This window comes from Inquilinus ginsengisoli (assembly GCF_050434925.1).
Lineage (GTDB): Bacteria > Pseudomonadota > Alphaproteobacteria > DSM-16000 > Inquilinaceae > Inquilinus > Inquilinus ginsengisoli_B.
Genome location: NZ_JBNDJK010000001.1, coordinates 6,164,297 through 6,181,604, shown reverse-complemented (window position 1 = coordinate 6,181,604; position 17,308 = coordinate 6,164,297). Strand labels below are relative to the sequence as shown.

Sequence of the window (17,308 nt, the reverse complement as noted above, 5' to 3'; positions counted from 1 at the left end):
GCCCTTATACAGGCGCGCCGCGCCGGGTCGGAGAGGGATTTCCGGAAGGCCGGCGCGGCGCCTTGATTCGTCGGGGGTGCCATTCTTTCGACAAACATGATAGGTTTGAATGGCTTGTCGTCGATCCCTGTGATCACGATGTAAGACAGGGCGCTTGTGCCCGGGGGAGTCTGGAGGGGGCCGCCATGGCCTGTAGGGGACGCTGGCTGAAGACCGCCGGTATGCTCGGTCTGGTCGCCGGGTTGATCGCCGCATGCGGCAGCGACAAGCCACGGCCGTCCGGAGGCAACATCGCTTATTGGGAACCGCAGATCCAGAAGGCGTCGAAGCGCTTCAACGTGCCGCCGGAATGGATCCGCGAGGTGATGCGGATCGAGAGCGGCGGCCGGTCGACCTGGAAAGGCGGCCAGCCGATCACCAGCTCCGCCGGGGCCCAGGGGCTGATGCAGGTGATGCCGGCGACCTATGAGGAGCTGCGCCAGAAGCACAGCCTCGGCCGCGACCCCTACGATCCCGAGAACAACATCATGGCCGGGACCGCCTATATCCGCGAGCTGTACGAGATGTACGGCTCGCCGGGCTTCCTCGGCGCTTACAACGCCGGCCCCGGCCGCTACCGGCAATATGTCGAGAACGGCCGCAGCCTGCCGCCGGAGACCCGGCGCTACATCGACATCGTCGGGCCTCAGATCGCCGGCATCGAGCCGGGCTCCAGCCGGCCCGACCGGATGACGCAATATGCCGAGCAGCAGATCCAGAACCGGGTCGACGGCGCGGTGGCGGCCCGCGCCGGCCAACCGGCCAGCCGGTCGCCGGTGGTGATGGCGATGGCGCCGATCCCCGACCGGCTGTCGCCGGAGGAGCAGGGCACGATGAGCCGGGTCGACGCGGCCATCGCCGACCGCACCGGCCAGCCGATCCCGGCCCAGCCCATCACAGTCCAGCAGGCGCCGCTGCCGGCGCCGGCGTCCCGCCCGGTGGTGGTGGCGATGCAGCCGATCCCGGACCGGGTGGCGCCGATGCCTGTGCCGGTCGCACCCGTCCGCCAGGCGGCGGTGCGGCCCGCGCCTGTCCGCATGGCGCCGATTCCCGATCGGCCGCAGGTCGCGCCGGTCGACGACGTGCTGCTGGCGATGGCGGCCTCGCAGCCGGAGCGGCCGAGCCCGGTCGCCCAGCCGCAGGCCCGGCAGGCCAGGCCCGTGCCCGCTCCCGCGCCGGCCTCGGTGACGGTGGCGCCGACCCGGGTGGCGGCGACCGCTCCCGCAGCACCGGTCCGGCGCCAGGCCGGCGGCCTACCCAGCGGCTGGTACGTGCCCTCGGCACCGGCCAAGTAGCCGGTTTGAACGTCGGCTGTCGTCTCGTTCTAGCTGACGCTGAACTCGCTGTTGCGGAGCCGCAGCGGCTGGCGGGCAGAGACTTGGCGGGTTGCGGGCTGCTGGAGCGACGGGGATCGTCCCTAAGCTGTATGCTTACAGGCGCTGGATTCTCCGCCTTTACGCTCCACGAGACTGGACGAACTTTCTCGTTTTCAGCCGCATACCTCGGATAGAGGATGGCGGTCGATTTTGATGGGCCTTCATCCCTATTTTAGGCTAGTTCAGCCGAAAGGCGGACTTGTGCATAGTTCAGCCACGGGGCAGTGATCGTAAGATATTTCGAGCAAGTGACATAAAATATAGTTAAAAATTGATGTAATTTGTGACAACAATGCCCGAATAATTGTCTCGGGTGGTCAAAATAAATGGAATTGCTCAGAATGATCTGCCGCTCCGCTGAAGAAGACTGCCCTGCTTGCAGCGGGGCGGCATCAACCGAAGGAGCATGAGAATGACCCCGAGCATTGCCGTTCCCGAATTTGCGCCGCAGCTGTCCCCGATTTTTGCCCCCCGGCTGGCTATCCAGACCCGGGAGCCCGCCCATGTCGAGGTGGCCCGCAGCCACTACCGCAACCTGGCCGTCAGGCTCGATCCGGCCGACCGGACCTACTGGTGCTACATGCAGCCGGAAGGCCGCCCGAGCTTCACGCCGGAGCTGCTGCACGACATCACCGACATGCAGCAGTCGATCCGGCGCATGTTCGTCGAACGGGCGGATGAGGAGCCGCCGATCCGCTACTTCGTCTTCGCCTCGGGGCTCCCGGGGATCTACAGCCTGGGCGGCGATCTGGGCCTGTTCATCGAGAAGATCCGGCTCGGGGACCGGGCGGCGCTTCGTCGCTATGCCCATGCCGCGATCGAGCCGATCCACCGCAACTACGCTGCCTTTGACACGCCGATCATCACCATGGCCCTGGTCCAGGGCGACGCTCTTGGCGGCGGCTTCGAATGCGCGTTGTCGCTCGACATGATCGTGGCCGAGCGGAGCAGCAAGATGGGGCTGCCCGAAATCCTGTTCAACCTGTTCCCGGGCATGGGGGCCTACAGCTTCCTGTCCCGTCGCATCGGCGCGGTGGCGACCGAGAAGATGATCACCAGCGGGCGGATCTACACCGCCGAGGAGCTGCACGAGATGGGCATCGTCGATGTGCTGGCCGAGGACGGCAAGGGCACCGAGGCGGTCCATGAGTACATCGCCGAGAACGGGCGCAAATACAATGCGCACCGGGCCCTGATCCAGGCCCGGCGCCGGGTCAACCCGATCACGCTCGGCGAGTTGCGGGACGTGGTCGACATCTGGGCCGACGCTTGCCTCGGCCTCAGCGAATCCGATCTTCGCAAGATGGCGCGGCTGACCCAGGCCCAGGATCGTCGGCGCGCCGCGGTGGTGCCGATGATCGCGGCCGAGTGACGTCCGATCTCATGGTCCAGAGGGCAGCGGGGGCGACGGGCGGGGGAGCCGGTCGCCTCATTTTCCGGGCCTGGATCAGCCTTCTCTGGCCGGCCGGGCGGCGGCCACGCGCCGCCGCAGCAGGATCGGGCGGAGGCGCTCCATTTCGGCCGCCAGACGCCGCAGGTGGGCCTGGCCGTTGCGGGCGAGGTCCGGCCCGCTGATCCCCTGCCAGTCCTGGCAGAGGTCCGACAGGCCGCGCGCACCGATATTCGCGGTGGCGCTGCGCAGGGCGTGGGCGTTTGCCCGGAACAGCACGGCATCTCCCTTCTGCACCGAGATCCTCATATCCTCGGCAACCGTCTCGATATCCGCCAGGAAATCGTCGATCAGCTCGACCAGGAAGTCGTTGCCGCCGAGCGCTTCCAGGCGGTCGATGACGCGCATGTCGACCGCGGCCGGGCCGGCCTGCGGCAGCGCCGTGACGTTGTCCGGCAGCGGCTGCGGCGGCGTTGCCGGAACATGGCCCTCCAGGATGTCGTCGATCGCGGCGAACAGCTGCTCGGGCTCGATCGGCTTGGTCAGGCAGGCGTCCATGCCGGCCTCGGTGCAGCGCGCCGCAACGCCGGGGGTGGCATCGGCGGTCAGGGCGATGATCGGGAGATGCGGCCGGTCCAGCGCGGTGAAGCGGTACAGCTTGGTGGCTTCGATGCCGTTCATCACCGGCATGTTGATGTCCATCAGGACGAGGTCGAAGGTCGCGGCGTCGAGCGCGTCGAGCGCCTCCTCGCCATTGCCGACCAGCTGGACCTGATGGCCGGCCCGCACCAGCATCTCCCGCAGGACCTTCTGGTTGATGCGGTTGTCGTCGGCGACCAGGACGGACAGGCTGCGCTGCACCACGGCGGGGCGGCGGACGGCCGCGGCTTTCGGCTTGCCATGAGAGCGCCCGGCCTGCGCGATGCGCAGGGCAATGGCGATGGTCCGGGCGTCCGCATCGGAAGGGATCGTGGTGGCGAAGACCTCCGTCAGGTCTCGCGACACGCCTTCGCCGGCGATCAGGCCGGCCAGCAGGATCGGGCGGATGGCCGGCGCCGAACGCAGCGCGGCGAGGACCGACGCCCGCCGGCTCGGATCGCTCGGCAAGGCGCCGCGGTCCACGACCAGGACCGCGGCCGTGTCGGCTGAGCGCAGGGGGGGCCAAGCCAGCATCGCGTCGATCGTGCCGAAGGTCTCGATTGTGCCGGCGGCCGGCGTCAGCAGCGGCATCAGCCGTCCGATCAGCGCCGCGTCCGGGGCGATCACGCCGAGGATGGGGATCGGCTCGGTGGCAGGCTGTGCGTCGGCATCGGCGGGCTGGTCGAACTCCAGCATGAACCAGAAGGTGCTGCCGACGCCCGGAGTGCTGTCGACCCCGATCTCGCCGCCGAGCAGAGTGACCAGCCGCTTGCAGATGGCGAGGCCCAGCCCGGTGCCGCCGAACCGGTCCATGATCGAGGCGTCGGCCTGCCGGAAACTCTCGAAGATGTGGCTGGAGGCCTCCGGCGCGATGCCGATGCCGGTGTCCGAGACCTCGAAGCGCAACCGCGGCCGCTCGCCGGACTCCGTCTCGGGCCGGACCGAGACCACCACGCTGCCGGCCTCGGTGAACTTGACGGCGTTGCCGAGCAGGTTGAGCACGACTTCGCGGAGATGCCGCTCGCTGCCCCGCAGCCGCAGCGGCACGCGATGGTCGATGTGGATGCCGAGATGCAGGCCCTTGGCCTTCGCCTCGGTCAGCACCATCGCCCGCATCTCCGCCAGCACCGACGGCAGGTCGAAATCGGCGGCCTGCACCGTCATCTGCCCGGCTTCGATGCGGGAGAAATCCAGGATGTCGTTGATCAGCGCCAGCAGCTGCTTGCCGGCCGAGACGACGGTCTGGGTCATCTCCTGCTGCGACGGGTTCAGCTTGGTGTCGTGCAGCAGGGATCCCATGCCGATGATCGCGGTCAGCGGCGTCCGCAGCTCATGGCTGACGCTGGCCAGGAACATGCTCTTCGCCTGGCTCGCCTCCTCGGCCTGCTGCCTGGCCCTGGAGAGCTTGCGGATCAGGGTGGCGGCGTAGGCCGGCAGTAGCACCATGCCGCCGAGCAGCCCGGCCGACAGGGGGGCGTGGGCGCGCCAGAACTCGGTCGTCGCCACCACGGCGCCGAACGAGGCCAGGCCGGCACCGGTCGCCAGCGCGAGGAATCCGATGCCGAAGCGGAAGCCGTTGCCGAAGATGACCCAGAGATAGATCGGGAACAGGATCGTGGTGGCTTCGCCGCCGATCTGCATCTCCCAGAACATGGCGCCGAAATCGACCAGGATGGCGACGATCCGGCGCGGGCGGCAGATCGCCGGATGCACGGCGATATGGGTCAGGATGGCGACATTCGCCGTGATATAGCCGGCCAGGACGGCGACCGCTTCGAGGTCGTAATGCCCGGTCGCCAGCACGTAGATCAGGATGGCGACGGCAAAGACGATGCCGTTGAGCCGCATCTCGTGCTCGCTGTCCGGACGGTTCCGGAAGCGCTGCAGGATGCGCCGGACCGGGGATCTCGATCCCGCCTGCGACCTGCTGCCGGTCATCGGTCGCCACCGCGTCCGGGCCGTGCGGGGCCGGCGGGAATGTCGTCGACCAGCTGCAGCAGCCGCTGCCCGGCCGACACCAGCCGCCGCGCCATCTCCCGCTGCACCGGGCTGAGCCTGGTGTCCTGCAGGACCGATCCGGTGCCGACGATCGCGGTCAGCGGCGTCCGCAGCTCATGGCCCATGCCGGCTAGGAGGAGGCCCTTCTCCCGGTTCTCCGCCTCGGCCTTGCGCTGGTCCGTGGACAGCCTGCGGATCAGCGGCATGGCGCCGAGCGGCACCAGCAGCATGCCGGCGGCCAGGCCGGCGGCCAGGGCGCCATGCGCGCTCCAGAACGGTGTCGTCGCCACCACGGCGCCGAACCAGGTCAGGCCGGCCGCCGTGGCCAGGGCCAGGAAGGCCGGTCCGAACCGGAACCCATTGCCCAGGATGACCCAGAAGAACAGCGGGACCAGGACGGCCGTGGTCTCGCCGCCGATCTGCATGACGCAGAACAGGGCGCCGAGATCGCAGACGATCGAGAAGATCCGGCGCGGCCGGCAGATGCCGGGATATCGCAGGATATGGCCGAGCACGGCGAGGTTGATCGCCAGGTAGACGGGCGGGACGGCGAGGATGCCGGGGGCGTTGCCGCTGGTCGTCGCCAGCAGATAGACCAGGATGGCGGTACCGAAGCCGAGGGCGTTGAACCGCATCTCGTGTTCGCTGTCCGGGCGGGCCCGGAGACGCTGCGCGATGCGCGCGACCACGGATCTTGGCCCCACCTGCGGTTTACTGTCGGTCATCTCCAAAACCACTCCAGCCCGGCGGCGCCGTCATGCCGCCTGGGACTATCACCGAACACCGGACGGGAAGGCCAAGGCCAACCTATCCCATGCGAACTCTCACCGCCGGTTGTTCGGTATCAACCTGAGGAAATGAAACCTCCGAACCTTGCTGCAGACCGGCATGCGGATCCTCTTGAGCCGCCTGGGAGTTTCCTCCCCTTCGGCAGTCGCGTCTAGGGGCCAAGATCAGCGGCCGCCCGCACCATCGGCATTCGGCTGCGGGCCAGTCTCCCGGCGGGTCATGAAACCCGGCCGTCCGCCGGCCAGCGCCGCACGAAGTCTCGCAACTGGTCGTCCGGCATCGGTCTGGCGAAATGAAATCCCTGAACCTCGTCGCAGCCCAGCCGGCGGATGGTCTCGAGCTGCTCGGGGGTTTCCACCCCTTCGGCAGTCACCTCCAGGCCGAGATCATGGCCGAGATTGGTGACCGCCCGCACGATCGCCGCGTCCCCGGGGCTGGCCTCCAGGTTGCGGATGAAGCTGCGGTCGATCTTGAGGCGGTTGACCCGGAAAATCTTCAGGTAATTGAGCGAGGAGTAGCCGGTGCCGAAATCGTCGATGGCGAAGCGGATGCCGAGGCCGCGCAGCTCCGCGATCTTGCTCGCCGCCGATTCCGCGTTCTGCATCAGCACGCCTTCGGTCAGCTCCAGCTCCAGCGCCGATGCGGCCAGGCCGGTGTCCTCCAGGGTCTGGCGGATCAGTTGGCTGATGTCCTGCTTGCGGAACTGCAGCGACGTCAGGTTGACGCCGACGCGCAGCGACAGCCCGTCACGGGCCCAGGCGGCGCCCTGGGCGCAGGCCTCGCGCAGCGCCCAAGTGTTCATGGCGATGATCAGCCCGCTCTCCTCCGCCGCCGGCAGGAACTGCGCCGGCAGCAGCAGGCCGCGGGTCGGATGCTGCCAACGCATCAGCGCCTCGGCGCCGACGATCCGGCCGCTGTGCAGGTCGATCTGCGGCTGGTAGTGCAGCACGAACTGGTCGCTCTCGACCGCGGCCCGCAGCTCGGCTTCCAGCACGACCGCGTCCTGGATGCCGACATTCAGCTCGGAAGCGAAGAAGCGGTATTCGCCCGGCCCGTCGGCCTTGGCCCGGTACATCGCCAGGTCGGCGTTGCGGAACAGCTGGTCCGGATCGTTGCCATCCTGCGGATGCAGCGTGATGCCGATGCTGGCGGTCAGCGACACGGTGCTGTCGCTGCGGATGTGCGGCCGGGCGATCTCCTGCAGGATCAGCGCCGCCGTCGCCGCCGCGTGCTCGCTCCGCGCCGGCCCCAGCTGCAGCACCGCGAACTCGTCGCCGCCGAGCCGGGCGACGATGTCTCCCGGCCGCGCGGTCACGCTCAGCCGCCGCGCCACCTCCTGCAGGATCTGGTCGCCGAAATGGTGGCCCAGCGCGTCGTTGATCGACTTGAAGCGGTCGAGATCCAGGAAATGCAGGGCGAAGACGGCGTCGGCGTCCCGGGCCAGAATCCGGCGGATCCGGTTCAGCAGATGCGTCCGGTTCGGCAGGTCAGTCAGTGCGTCGTGATTGGCCAGATGGTGCAGATGCTCCTCGGCCAGCTTGCGGTCGGTGATGTCGAGCGCCGTGGTCAGGACGCTCTCCACCTGGTTCGCCGCGTCCCGCAGCGGCGCTTTGCTGGTCAGGAACACCTGCCGCACGCCGCTGCGCTCGACCGCCTCCTCATAGCTCGGCAGCGGCTCGCCGGAGGCGAAGACCAGCTGGTCCAGCTGCCGGCTGCGCTCGCCGCGCTCGGCCCCGAATACGGCGGCGACGTCCTCGCCGACCAGGGCGGCGGGGGTCGAGCCGCTGATCGCCGCCTGATAGGCGTTGACGAAGACGCAGCGGCCGTCGCGGTCGGCGGCGCTGATCATCGCCGGCACCGTGTCGATCACCTGGGCCAGCGCCTCGCGGCTGTTGCGCAGCGCCTCCTCCTGGCTGCGCCGGGTGCGCTCCAGCTCGCGCTCCAGCGTCGCGGCGCGGCGCTTGACTCGCTGCTGCTGCCGGCGCAGCCGCAGCAGGTTGCGGGCCCGGGTCATGAACTCGTGATGGTCGACCGGGCTCTGCAGGAAATCGGTGGCGCCGGCCTCCAGCGCCTGCAGCCGGAAGCTGCGGTCGTCATAGGCGGTGATGACGATCACCGGTACGTCGGCGACATGCGGGTTGCCGCGCATCCGGCGGGTGAACTCGGCGCCGTCCAGATTCGGCATCTTGTAGTCGGCGATCACCAGGTCGGGGGTGTGGCCGCCCAGCCAGTCCAGCGCCTCCAGCGGGTCGCCGAACGCCTGCACGGTCACCTGGCTCTCGAGCGAGGCTGCCAGCTTGGAGAAGATGTGCCGGTTGGTGGGCCGGTCATCCAAGATGACGACGAGCGACATTCCCGCTGCTGCACTCCCTGTCGCACCCGGCCCCTGTGCTACCCGGTGGTATGGCCAACCGCCACTATAGAAGGGCTTTTCGCCGCATTATGAGGGAATTCGTATGATCGCCGGACTATGGTCCGCCACCCGCTATTCCGACAGGGTGGCGACCACCGGCGTGTGGTCCGAGGCCTTGTCGCGGCCTCGCGGCTCGCGGTCGATGATGCAGGCCTCGAGCCGGTCGGCGATCTCCGGGCTGGCCAGCAGGTGGTCGATGCGGATGCCGTTGTCGGCCTGCCACGCCTGGCCCTGATAGTCCCAGAAGCTGTAGCCGGTCGCGGTCGGGTTCAGGGCTCGCCACGAATCGGTCAGGCCCAGATGGGTCAGCGCCCGGAAGCGGCGGCGCGTCTCCAGTCGGAACAGCGCGTCGTCGACCCAGGCGGCCGGGTCGGCGGCGTCGCGCGCCTCGGGGATGACATTGAAGTCGCCGCCCATGACGAAGGGCTGGCCTGCCGCCAGCAGGGTCTCGGCACGGCGATGCAGCCGGTCCATCCAGGCCAGCTTGTAGCCGTATTTCTCGGTGCCGGCGGGGTTGCCGTTCGGCAGGTACAGGCCGCAGACCCGGACGCCGCGCACGGTGCCCTCGACATAGCGGGCCTGGACGTCCTCGCCGTTGCCGTCCAACCCGCTCAGCGGGTCCTCGATCGGATGCTTCGACAGCAGGGCGACGCCGTTATAGCTCTTCTGGCCGTGGATCAGCAGCTTGTAGCCCAGCGCCTCGAACTCGAAGCGCGGGAACGCGTCGGTCTCGCACTTGATCTCCTGCAGCACGGCGACGTCGGGGTCGGCGCTGCGCAGCCAGTCCAGCACGTTCGACAGCCGGGCCTTGACCGAATTGACGTTCCAGGTGGCGACGCGCATGCCTCAGCGCTCCGCCCGGGGAACCGGCAGGCGATGGGGCAGGGTGGGGCGCATGGCTGATCCTCCGGGGCTGGGCGGCCCTCCGACTCCGGCGGGCGCGGCCGGTCAGAGTGCGAAGGAAGTGCCGCAGCCGCAAGAGGAGCTGGCGTTCGGGTTCTTCACCTGGAAGGACGCGCCGATCAGCTCCTCGACATAATCGATCTCGGCACCGGCCAGCAGATCGAGCGAGGTGTCGTCGACCACCACGGTGACGTCGTCGCGCCGGAAGGTCAGGTCGTCGCCATTGACCTTGTCGTCGAAGCTGAAGCCGTACTGGAAGCCGGAGCAGCCGCCGCCGGAGACGGCAATGCGCAGCATCAGCGCGTCGTTGCTCTCGGCGCGGCGCAGCTCGGCGATCCGCCGGGCGGCGCTTTCGGTCAGGTTCAGGATGCGGCCATCGTCGGGCATGGCGTGTCCATAGGTCAAACGGGCGGTCGAAACCGGTCCCCTCCAATGTAGGGAGCCGCGGGGCATCTGCAAAGCGCCGCCGATGATTGCCAGCCCCGCATGCGATGGCTAGCTTGCCCTGGATGACCGCAGCAGCCTACGCCACCGCCCCGGACCGCAGCCGCGGCCGGCTGCACGCCGAGCCGGACAGCGGCATGCGCTCGCCGTTCCAGCGCGACCGCGACCGCATCGTCCACTCCTCGGCCTTCCGCAAGCTGCAGTACAAGACCCAGGTCTTCATCTATCACGAGGGCGACTATTACCGGACCCGGCTGACCCACACGCTGGAGGTGGCGCAGATCGCCCGCACCATCTGCCGGGCGTTGGGCCTGGACGAGGATCTGGGCGAGGCGGTGGCCCTGGCGCACGACCTCGGCCACACCCCGTTCGGCCATGCCGGCGAGGACGCGCTGCACGCGGCGATGGCCGGCCATGGCGGCTTCCACCACAACGACCAGACGCTGCGCATCCTGACGGCGCTGGAGCAGCGCTACGCCGGCTTCGACGGGCTCAACCTGACCTGGGAGACGCTGGAGGGCGTGGTCAAGCACAACGGCCCACTGCTGCCGCTGCCGCCCGGCGGGGCGCTGCCGGCGACGATCGACGCCTTCCGCGCCACCTGGGACCTCGACCTCGGCTCGCAGCCGGGGCCGGAGGCGCAGGTGGCGGCGCTGGCCGACGACATCGCCTACACCAACCACGACATCGACGACGCGGTCCGGGCCGGGCTGCTCGACCTCGACGCGCTGCGCGGCCTGCCGCTGGTCGGGCCGGTGCTGGCCGAGGTCGAGACCCTGCATCCCGGCCTGCCGCGCCGCCGGCTGATCCATGAGACGGTGCGGCGGGTGATCGATCAGATGGTCACCGACCTGCTGGCGGAATCGCGCCGCCGCCTGGCGGCGGCGGCGCCGGAGTCGGTCGAGGCGATCCGCGCCGCGCCGGTGCCGGCGATCGCCTTCTCCGACGGTGTCGCCGCCGATCTCGCCGTGGTCCGCGGCTTCATGTTCCGCGAGGTCTACCGGCACTATCTGGTCAACCGCGAGACCAGCAAGGCGCGGCGGGTGGTGCGCGACCTGTTCGACCTGTTCACCGCCGAGCCCAACACCTTGCCGACCGACTGGCGCCGCCAGGCCGAGGCCGCTGGCCCGGCCGGCCTGGCGCGACTGGTGGCCGACTACATCGCCGGCATGACCGACCGCTACGCCCTGCTCGAGCACCAGCGCCTGTTCGCCCTGGACAGGCCGGCGTGAGAAGGGCAGGGGCTCTGGCAAAATGATTCATCATTGAATCAATTTCTTATCGCCCGTTTCTCCGATTCGCGTTACGATTCCGAATCAGTCGGGGGATAGTATGGTCGACACCGCCACGCAGCTGCGACTCGCACCGGACGGACAATGGGTGGAGGCGCCTTACGCGCTGCCCATGACTGCGCCCGCCGCGGTCCAGCTCAGGCCGGCGCAGGCCGCGCCGCCATGGCGCATCATCGTCCCGGCCGGGGTGGTCCTGGTCGTGATCCTGCTGTTCGCCGCCGTTCTGATCTCGACCTACACCTCCGGCGGCGCCGTGACGATGGAAGGCGGGGTGCCGATCATCCGCGCCGACCGTACCGAGTTCCGCACCCGGCCGGAGCAGCCGGGCGGCATCGACATCCCGAACCAGGACCGCCTGGTGCTGCAGGATCTCGGCCGCCGCCAGGCGCCGGTGAATGTGGCCACCGTGCTGCCGCCGCCGGAGCAGCCGATGCCGCGTCCGGTGCAGGCCGGTACCGATCAGCGCGGCTGGCGGCTGCCGCTGCCGGCCGCCGCGTCCGGCGCCGGGGTGGTGGAGATCCTGCTGGCGCGCCCCGCCGAGGCCGCGCCGCCGCCGGAACCGGTCGCGCAGCCCGCTCCCGAGCCGGTTGCCGCTGCGCCGGCCGGCGCGGACCCTGCGCCCATTGCCGATCCGGCCCCGGTCCAGACCGCCGCGCTGGCGCCGGCGGCTCCGGTCGAGCCGATCACGCCCGCACCTCAGGCGGCCCCCCAGCCGGACGATCCGATCGCGGCGCTGCTGGCCAACCCGGCCGCCGCCGGTGGTTGGATCGACCCCGATGCTCATGCCCCGGCGCAGGTGGCGGCCGTGCCTTCCATGCCGGCGCCATCCCTGCCGACGATCACCGCCGTGCCGGCCGGGCGCTTCGCGGCCCAGATCGCGGCGGTGACCTCGCCGCAGGAGGCGCAGGCCGAATGGGCCCGCTTCCAGCGCCGCTTTCCGGAGCTGTTCGGCGCGCTGCAGCTCGCCGTGCCGCAGGTCTCGGCCTCGACCCGCCTCGGCTATCGCGTCCAGGCCGTGCCGCTGGACCAGGCGACGGCGACGCGGCTGTGCGAGGCCCTGGCCAGCGAGAAGACCGGCTGCCTCGTCGTTCCCCGCTGAGTTCCCGTCATGTCCCCCATAGCGTTGCATCGGGCGATCCTGTTCGGCTGCGCCGGCCCCGTCTTGACGGCCGAGGAGCGGCTGTTCTTCCGTGACGCCGACCCGCTCGGCTTCATCCTGTTCCGCCGCAACTGCGAGACGCCGGACCAGCTCGCAGCGCTGGTCGCCGATCTGCGCGCCGCGGTCGGCCGCAAGGCGCCGGTGATGATCGACCAGGAGGGCGGGCGCGTCGCCCGGCTGCGGCCGCCGCACTGGCCGGCCTTCCCGGCCGCCGGCCGCTTCGGCGCCCTGGCGTCGCTCGATAGAGATGCGGCGGAGGAGGCGGCCCGCGCCAACGCCACCGCCATCGCGCTGACCACCGGTGCCGCCGGCATCGACATCGTGGCCGCGCCGGTGCTCGATCTCGACCTGCCCGGCGCCGACCGCACGGTGGTCGGCGACCGTGCCTTTTCCGGCGACCCGGCGGTCGTCGCCCGGCTCGGCCGTGCGCTGGCGGAGGGGCTGCTCGACGGCGGCGCCCTGCCGGTGATCAAGCATCTGCCGGGCCATGGCCGGTCGCGGGTCGACAGCCATGTCGCCCTGCCGGTGGTCGAGGCCGATCTCGACACGCTGGAGCGCACCGATTTCGCCCCGTTCCGGGACCTTGCCGATCTGCCTTGGGGCATGACCGGCCATCTCGTCTTCACCGCGCTGGATCCAGATCACCCGGTCACCCAGTCGCCGACCGCGATCCGCGACGCGGTGCGCGGCCGCATCGGCTTCGACGGGGTGCTGTGCAGCGACGACCTGTCGATGGGCGCGCTGTCCGGATCCCTGCCGGACCGGGCGGCGCGGGCCTTGGCCGCCGGCTGCGACCTGGCCCTGCACTGCAATGGCGACCTGGCGGAGATGCGGGCGATCGCGGCCGCGGTGCCGGCGATCGGCCCCGAGACCGCGGCCCGGCTGGCCCGCGCGGAAGCCTGGCGCCGCCCGGCCAGCAACCGTCCGGTCGAGAGTTATCTGGAGCGGGTGAGGGAACTGCTCGGCCGCCTGCCGACAGCCTGATGCGTCACAGCATCCCCGGCCGGAACAGCGCCCTCCGGTTCACCACTCCGCCTGCGGTCACGAAGACCCCGCCGCCGGTGTAGTGCAGCGTCTTCGGGTGCTTCGGCACTGGCGCCACATGCGCCTTCACCACCTCGAAGATGAAGAAGTTGTAACGCTCGACCAGCGCGTCATCGTGCAGCCGGCACTCGAAGCTGGCATGGCATTCACGGATCAGCGGCGCCTCGACCTCCTGCGCCTCCCCGGCGGTCAGGCCGAATTCCTGGAACTTGTCGATCTTCGCGCCGGAGGTGTTGCCGATCCCGACCACCGTGTCGGTCAGGGCCGTCGTCGGCAGGTTGATGACGCATTCGCCGCTGTCGCGGATCAGGCGGAAGCTGTGGTTGCCGCCGGAGATCATGCAGCCGACCAGTGACGGCGAGAACTCCATCACCGTATGCCAGCCCAGGGTCATGATGTTGGTCCGGTCGCGCCAGCGCGACGACACCAGCACGATCGGCCCGGGCTCCAGGTAGCGCCGGACCTCATGGACGGGGAAATCGGTCTTCTTGCGGGATCTTGCCATGGTGACTTTTCCGCTGCGCCTGCCAATGAACTGGCCGCGCATCGGCCCGCGGAAAGCCGGAGCGGCCCGATGTCGCGATCGAGGTTGCTTCGCCGCGCCCGGGCGGCGAAACTCCGGCCATGCTGGAAGACTGGTCGAAGGTCGATGCGCCGCCGGTGACGAACCGGGAGGACGCCGCCTTCATTCTCAAATTCGAATCCTATGAAGGGCCGATCGATCTGCTGCTCGAACAGGCGCGCGAGCAGAAGGTCGACCTGACCCAGATCTCGATCCTGGCTCTGGCCGACCAGTACCTCGCCTTCGTCGAGCATGCGCGGCGCCTGTCGCTGGAGCTGGCGGCGCATTACCTGGTGATGGCGGCCTGGCTGGCCTATCTCAAGTCGCGCCTGCTGCTGCCCGCCCCGCCGGGCGACGACGAGCCCAGCGGCGCCGAGCTGGCCGAAGCCCTGGCCTTCCAACTGCGCCGGCTGAACGCGATGCGCGAGGTCGGGCAGGCGCTGATGGCGCGGCCGCAGCTCGGCCACGACCTGTTCGCCCGCGGCGCCGCGGAGGAGGGCGAGGCGACCCCGACCTCGGTCTGGGCCGTGTCGCTTTACGACCTGCTCAAGGCCTATGCCGAGCATGTCCGGGCCAAGGCGGCGGCCGGGGGCAGCCTGCGCATCGAGGCTTCGGTGCTGTACTCGCCGGAGCAGGCGCTGGAGCGGCTGGAGGCGATGCTCGGCCGGTTCCCGAGCTGGACCACCCTGGCCGCCTTCCTGCCGCCGATGACCGGCAGCCCCCTGGTGCGGCGCTCGGCGCTTGCCTCCACCTTCGTCGCCACGCTCGAGCTGGCCAAGGCCGGCCGGATCGCCCTCCGCCAGGACGGTCCGTTCGGCCCGATCTGGCTCAAGGCCCAGACTCCCCAAGCCACTGAAGAATGACCGAACTCACCCAGGCCCTGCGCCTTGTCGAAGCCATGCTGTTCGCCTCGCCGGCCCCCCTGACCGAGGCGGCGATCGCCGAGCGCCTGCCCGACGGCGCCGACGTGCCGGAGCTGATCGACACGCTGGTCGAGCAGTATCGCGGCCGCGGCGTCGCCCTGATGCCGGTGGCCGGCGGCTGGGCCTTCCGCACCGCGCTCGACCTGGCGCCGCTGCTGCGCGACGCCGGCCATGTCGTGCGGCGGCTGACCCGGGCGGCTTTGGAGACGCTGGCGATCATCGCCTACCACCAGCCGGTGACCCGGCCGGAGATCGAGGCGGTGCGCGGCGTCGCCGTGGCCAAGGGCACGCTCGATACGCTGCTGGAGGCCGGCTGGATCGCGCCCGGTCGACGCCGGCAGCAGCCCGGGCGGCCGCTGACCTGGGTCACCACCCAGGGCTTCCTCGACCATTTCGGCCTCCCCAGCCTCGCGGACCTGCCGAGCGTCGACGAGCTCAAGGCCTCCGGCCTGCTCGACACCCGCCCGGCCATGGCCGTGCTGCCCGGCGGCACCCTGTCCGGCGAGGACGGGCCGGAGCCGCCGGAGGAGGATGAGAGGGAGTAGCGGAACGGGCCGCGGCGGGCCGTTTTCGCCGCCGCCGGAGGCCAGGATTTCCGCGCCATTTCGCCCCGTCCGCCGGCATTGCGGTGGCGGGGGGTTTCTGCGATGATCCCGCCGCCTTGGGGCTGGAGGAAAAGTTTATGGGTGGTTTGAGTATTTGGCATTGGTTGATCGTCCTGGTGGTCGTGCTCCTGATCTTCGGGAACCGGCTGCCGCGGGCGATGGGCGACCTGGCCAAAGGGATCAAGAACTTCAAGTCCGGGCTGTCGGACGATCCCAAGAGCGAAGGGTCGGAGGATCGCCCGGCCGTGCCGCCGCCCGCGGGCACCGAAGCCGGCAGTCCGAACCGGACGACCGTCGACCGCCAATAGTCCCTTCGGGGAACCGGTAGCGCGCCCCGTCCCTGGTGGCGGGGCGTGATGGACGAATGTGATGTTCGGTTTCGACTGGTCGGAGTTGATGGTCGTCGTGGTCGTGGCACTTATCGTGCTCGGCCCGAAGGATCTGCCGCGTGCCCTCTATCAGCTGGGCAAATGGACGCGGCATGCCCGCCGCATCACGGGCGAGTTCCAGCGCCATGTCGACGACATCGTGCGCCAGGCCGAGCTGGAAGAGGTGCGCAAGACCGTCACGGATGCGGCCAAGACGCTCGACGTCCGCAGCCAGGTGGCGGAGCACGTCAATACCGTCCTGGACCCGGTCAAGGACATCAAGCAGGCCTTCGACAAGGCGGCGCCCGGCGCCACGCCGCTGGCCGAGCCCGACAAGGCGGCCACCAACGGCCAGGCCGCACCTGAGCCGCAGCCGGTCGAGGGGCCGCCGAAGCCCGTAGTGCCGGAGGCTCCGGTCGCCGCCGCCGCTGAACCTGCGCCGGCCGTTGTTCCCGCGTCGCCTGCGACAGCCCCCGCGGCCGTTCCGGCCACCACCCCGACCGACCGCACGAGCTGATTCATGGCGCCCTCCGACAAGGAGATCGACGACAAGCAGATGCCGCTGATGGATCATCTGCTGGAGTTGCGCACGCGGCTGATCTATTCCGTGGTCGCGATCCTGGTCGGGTTCTTCATCTGCTACCACTTCGCCGAGACGATCTACCTGTTCCTGACCCAGCCGCTGGCCGATGCGCTGCCGCCGGGCCAGCCCAAGTCGATGATCTACACGGCGCTGACCGAGGTGTTCTTCACCTACATCAAGATCGGCTTCTGGGGCGGCTTCTGCCTGGCCTTCCCGGTGGTGGCCACCCAGATCTGGATGTTCGTGGCGCCCGGCCTGTACAAGAACGAGCGCAACGCCTTCCTGCCGTTCCTGGCCTTCAGCCCGGTGATGTTCATCGCCGGCGGGCTGTTCGTGTACTACTTCGTGTTCCCGCTGGCCTGGAAGTTCTTCCTGTCCTTCCAGGTCATGGGGCCCGATGTCGGCGCCGGCCTTGAGATCAGGCTCGACGCCAAGGTGTCGGACTATCTCGACCTGGTGATGCGCCTCTTGCTGGCCTTCGGCATCGCCTTCCAGCTGCCGGTGCTGCTGACGCTGCTGGTCCGCGTCGGCATCCTCAGCGTCGCCACGCTGAAGAGCAAGCGGCGCTATGCCATCGTCATCGTCTTCGTCGTCGCCGCCGTGCTGACCCCGCCGGACGCGATCAGCCAGGTCGCGCTCGCCGTGCCGATGCTGCTGCTCTACGAGGTCGCGATCCTGATCGGCGGCATGATCGAGCGCGACCGTGCCAAGCGCGACGCGGAGGCCGAGGCGGAAGACGCCCGCGACGACGGCGGGGCCTGACCATCCCCATCATTGTCAT

Annotated in this window: 16 protein-coding genes; 10 read left to right on the top strand and 6 right to left on the bottom strand. The window is 69.6% G+C overall.

Annotation, left to right across the window (positions count from 1 at the left end):
- Positions 1–185: 185 nt before the first annotated feature.
- Together QFZ27_RS29505 and QFZ27_RS29500 are read left to right on the top strand one after the other, a co-directional pair.
- The gene (locus QFZ27_RS29505) at positions 186–1,334 is read left to right on the top strand and encodes a lytic transglycosylase domain-containing protein (protein WP_429230023.1); all 1,149 of its coding nucleotides are present in this window, start codon (positions 186–188) and stop codon (positions 1,332–1,334) included.
- A gap of 493 nt (positions 1,335–1,827) precedes the next feature.
- Complete coding sequence (locus QFZ27_RS29500) at positions 1,828–2,787, top strand: crotonase/enoyl-CoA hydratase family protein (RefSeq protein ID WP_429230022.1); 960 nt, start codon at positions 1,828–1,830, stop codon at positions 2,785–2,787.
- 75 nt (positions 2,788–2,862) lie between these two features.
- On the opposite strand, the gene QFZ27_RS29495 is transcribed toward QFZ27_RS29500, so the two are convergent.
- From QFZ27_RS29495 to erpA, 5 genes are all read right to left on the bottom strand, one after another.
- Positions 2,863–5,382 (bottom strand): hybrid sensor histidine kinase/response regulator, encoded by a 2,520-nt coding sequence (locus QFZ27_RS29495; RefSeq protein ID WP_429230021.1) that lies wholly within the window; start codon positions 5,380–5,382, stop codon positions 2,863–2,865.
- Entirely contained in the window at positions 5,379–6,167 is a 789-nt protein-coding gene (locus QFZ27_RS29490; RefSeq protein WP_429230020.1) for a histidine kinase dimerization/phospho-acceptor domain-containing protein, read from the bottom strand. The genes QFZ27_RS29495 and QFZ27_RS29490 overlap by 4 nt, the downstream gene beginning before the upstream one ends.
- Before the next feature lie 281 nt (positions 6,168–6,448).
- Positions 6,449–8,584 (bottom strand): GGDEF/EAL domain-containing response regulator, encoded by a 2,136-nt coding sequence (locus QFZ27_RS29485; protein WP_429230019.1) that lies wholly within the window; start codon positions 8,582–8,584, stop codon positions 6,449–6,451.
- Between the two features lie 132 nt (positions 8,585–8,716).
- Positions 8,717–9,487: an exodeoxyribonuclease III gene (gene xth / locus QFZ27_RS29480; RefSeq protein ID WP_429230018.1), complete on the bottom strand. Its 771-nt coding sequence runs from the start codon at positions 9,485–9,487 to the stop codon at positions 8,717–8,719.
- A gap of 105 nt (positions 9,488–9,592) precedes the next feature.
- Positions 9,593–9,934 (bottom strand): iron-sulfur cluster insertion protein ErpA, encoded by a 342-nt coding sequence (gene erpA, locus QFZ27_RS29475; protein WP_429230017.1) that lies wholly within the window; start codon positions 9,932–9,934, stop codon positions 9,593–9,595.
- Between the two features lie 122 nt (positions 9,935–10,056).
- Between erpA and QFZ27_RS29470 the strand changes: the two genes are divergently transcribed.
- The 3 genes from QFZ27_RS29470 (at position 10,057) to nagZ (ending at position 13,426) form a co-directional block, all read left to right on the top strand.
- Positions 10,057–11,223 (top strand): deoxyguanosinetriphosphate triphosphohydrolase, encoded by a 1,167-nt coding sequence (locus tag QFZ27_RS29470; protein WP_429230016.1) that lies wholly within the window; start codon positions 10,057–10,059, stop codon positions 11,221–11,223.
- Positions 11,224–11,395: 172 nt separating this feature from the next.
- Positions 11,396–12,382 (top strand): SPOR domain-containing protein, encoded by a 987-nt coding sequence (locus tag QFZ27_RS29465; protein ID WP_429230015.1) that lies wholly within the window; start codon positions 11,396–11,398, stop codon positions 12,380–12,382.
- Positions 12,383–12,391: 9 nt separating this feature from the next.
- Positions 12,392–13,426 carry a beta-N-acetylhexosaminidase gene (nagZ, locus tag QFZ27_RS29460; protein WP_429230014.1) on the top strand — a complete coding sequence of 345 codons (1,035 nt, stop codon included), beginning with the start codon at positions 12,392–12,394 and terminating at the stop codon, positions 13,424–13,426.
- Positions 13,427–13,430: 4 nt separating this feature from the next.
- Here nagZ and QFZ27_RS29455 read toward each other — a convergent pair whose 3' ends face one another.
- Positions 13,431–13,991 (bottom strand): flavin reductase family protein, encoded by a 561-nt coding sequence (locus tag QFZ27_RS29455; RefSeq protein ID WP_429230013.1) that lies wholly within the window; start codon positions 13,989–13,991, stop codon positions 13,431–13,433.
- Between the two features lie 119 nt (positions 13,992–14,110).
- On the opposite strand from QFZ27_RS29455, the gene QFZ27_RS29450 reads away from it, so the two are divergent.
- The 5 genes from QFZ27_RS29450 to tatC all read left to right on the top strand — a co-directional run bounded on the left by QFZ27_RS29450 (position 14,111) and on the right by tatC (position 17,289).
- Entirely contained in the window at positions 14,111–14,911 is an 801-nt protein-coding gene (locus QFZ27_RS29450; protein ID WP_429230012.1) for a segregation and condensation protein A, read from the top strand.
- Positions 14,908–15,516: an SMC-Scp complex subunit ScpB gene (scpB, locus tag QFZ27_RS29445; protein ID WP_429230011.1), complete on the top strand. Its 609-nt coding sequence runs from the start codon at positions 14,908–14,910 to the stop codon at positions 15,514–15,516. Before QFZ27_RS29450 ends, scpB begins: the two co-directional genes overlap by 4 nt.
- A gap of 116 nt (positions 15,517–15,632) precedes the next feature.
- Positions 15,633–15,884 carry a twin-arginine translocase TatA/TatE family subunit gene (tatA, locus tag QFZ27_RS29440; RefSeq protein ID WP_429230010.1) on the top strand — a complete coding sequence of 84 codons (252 nt, stop codon included), beginning with the start codon at positions 15,633–15,635 and terminating at the stop codon, positions 15,882–15,884.
- A gap of 61 nt (positions 15,885–15,945) precedes the next feature.
- Positions 15,946–16,461 (top strand): Sec-independent protein translocase protein TatB, encoded by a 516-nt coding sequence (gene tatB / locus QFZ27_RS29435; RefSeq protein ID WP_429230009.1) that lies wholly within the window; start codon positions 15,946–15,948, stop codon positions 16,459–16,461.
- A gap of 3 nt (positions 16,462–16,464) precedes the next feature.
- On the top strand, positions 16,465–17,289 hold the full coding sequence (gene tatC, locus QFZ27_RS29430) for a twin-arginine translocase subunit TatC (RefSeq protein ID WP_429230008.1): 825 nt from the start codon (positions 16,465–16,467) through the stop codon (positions 17,287–17,289).
- Positions 17,290–17,308: the final 19 nt, after the last annotated feature.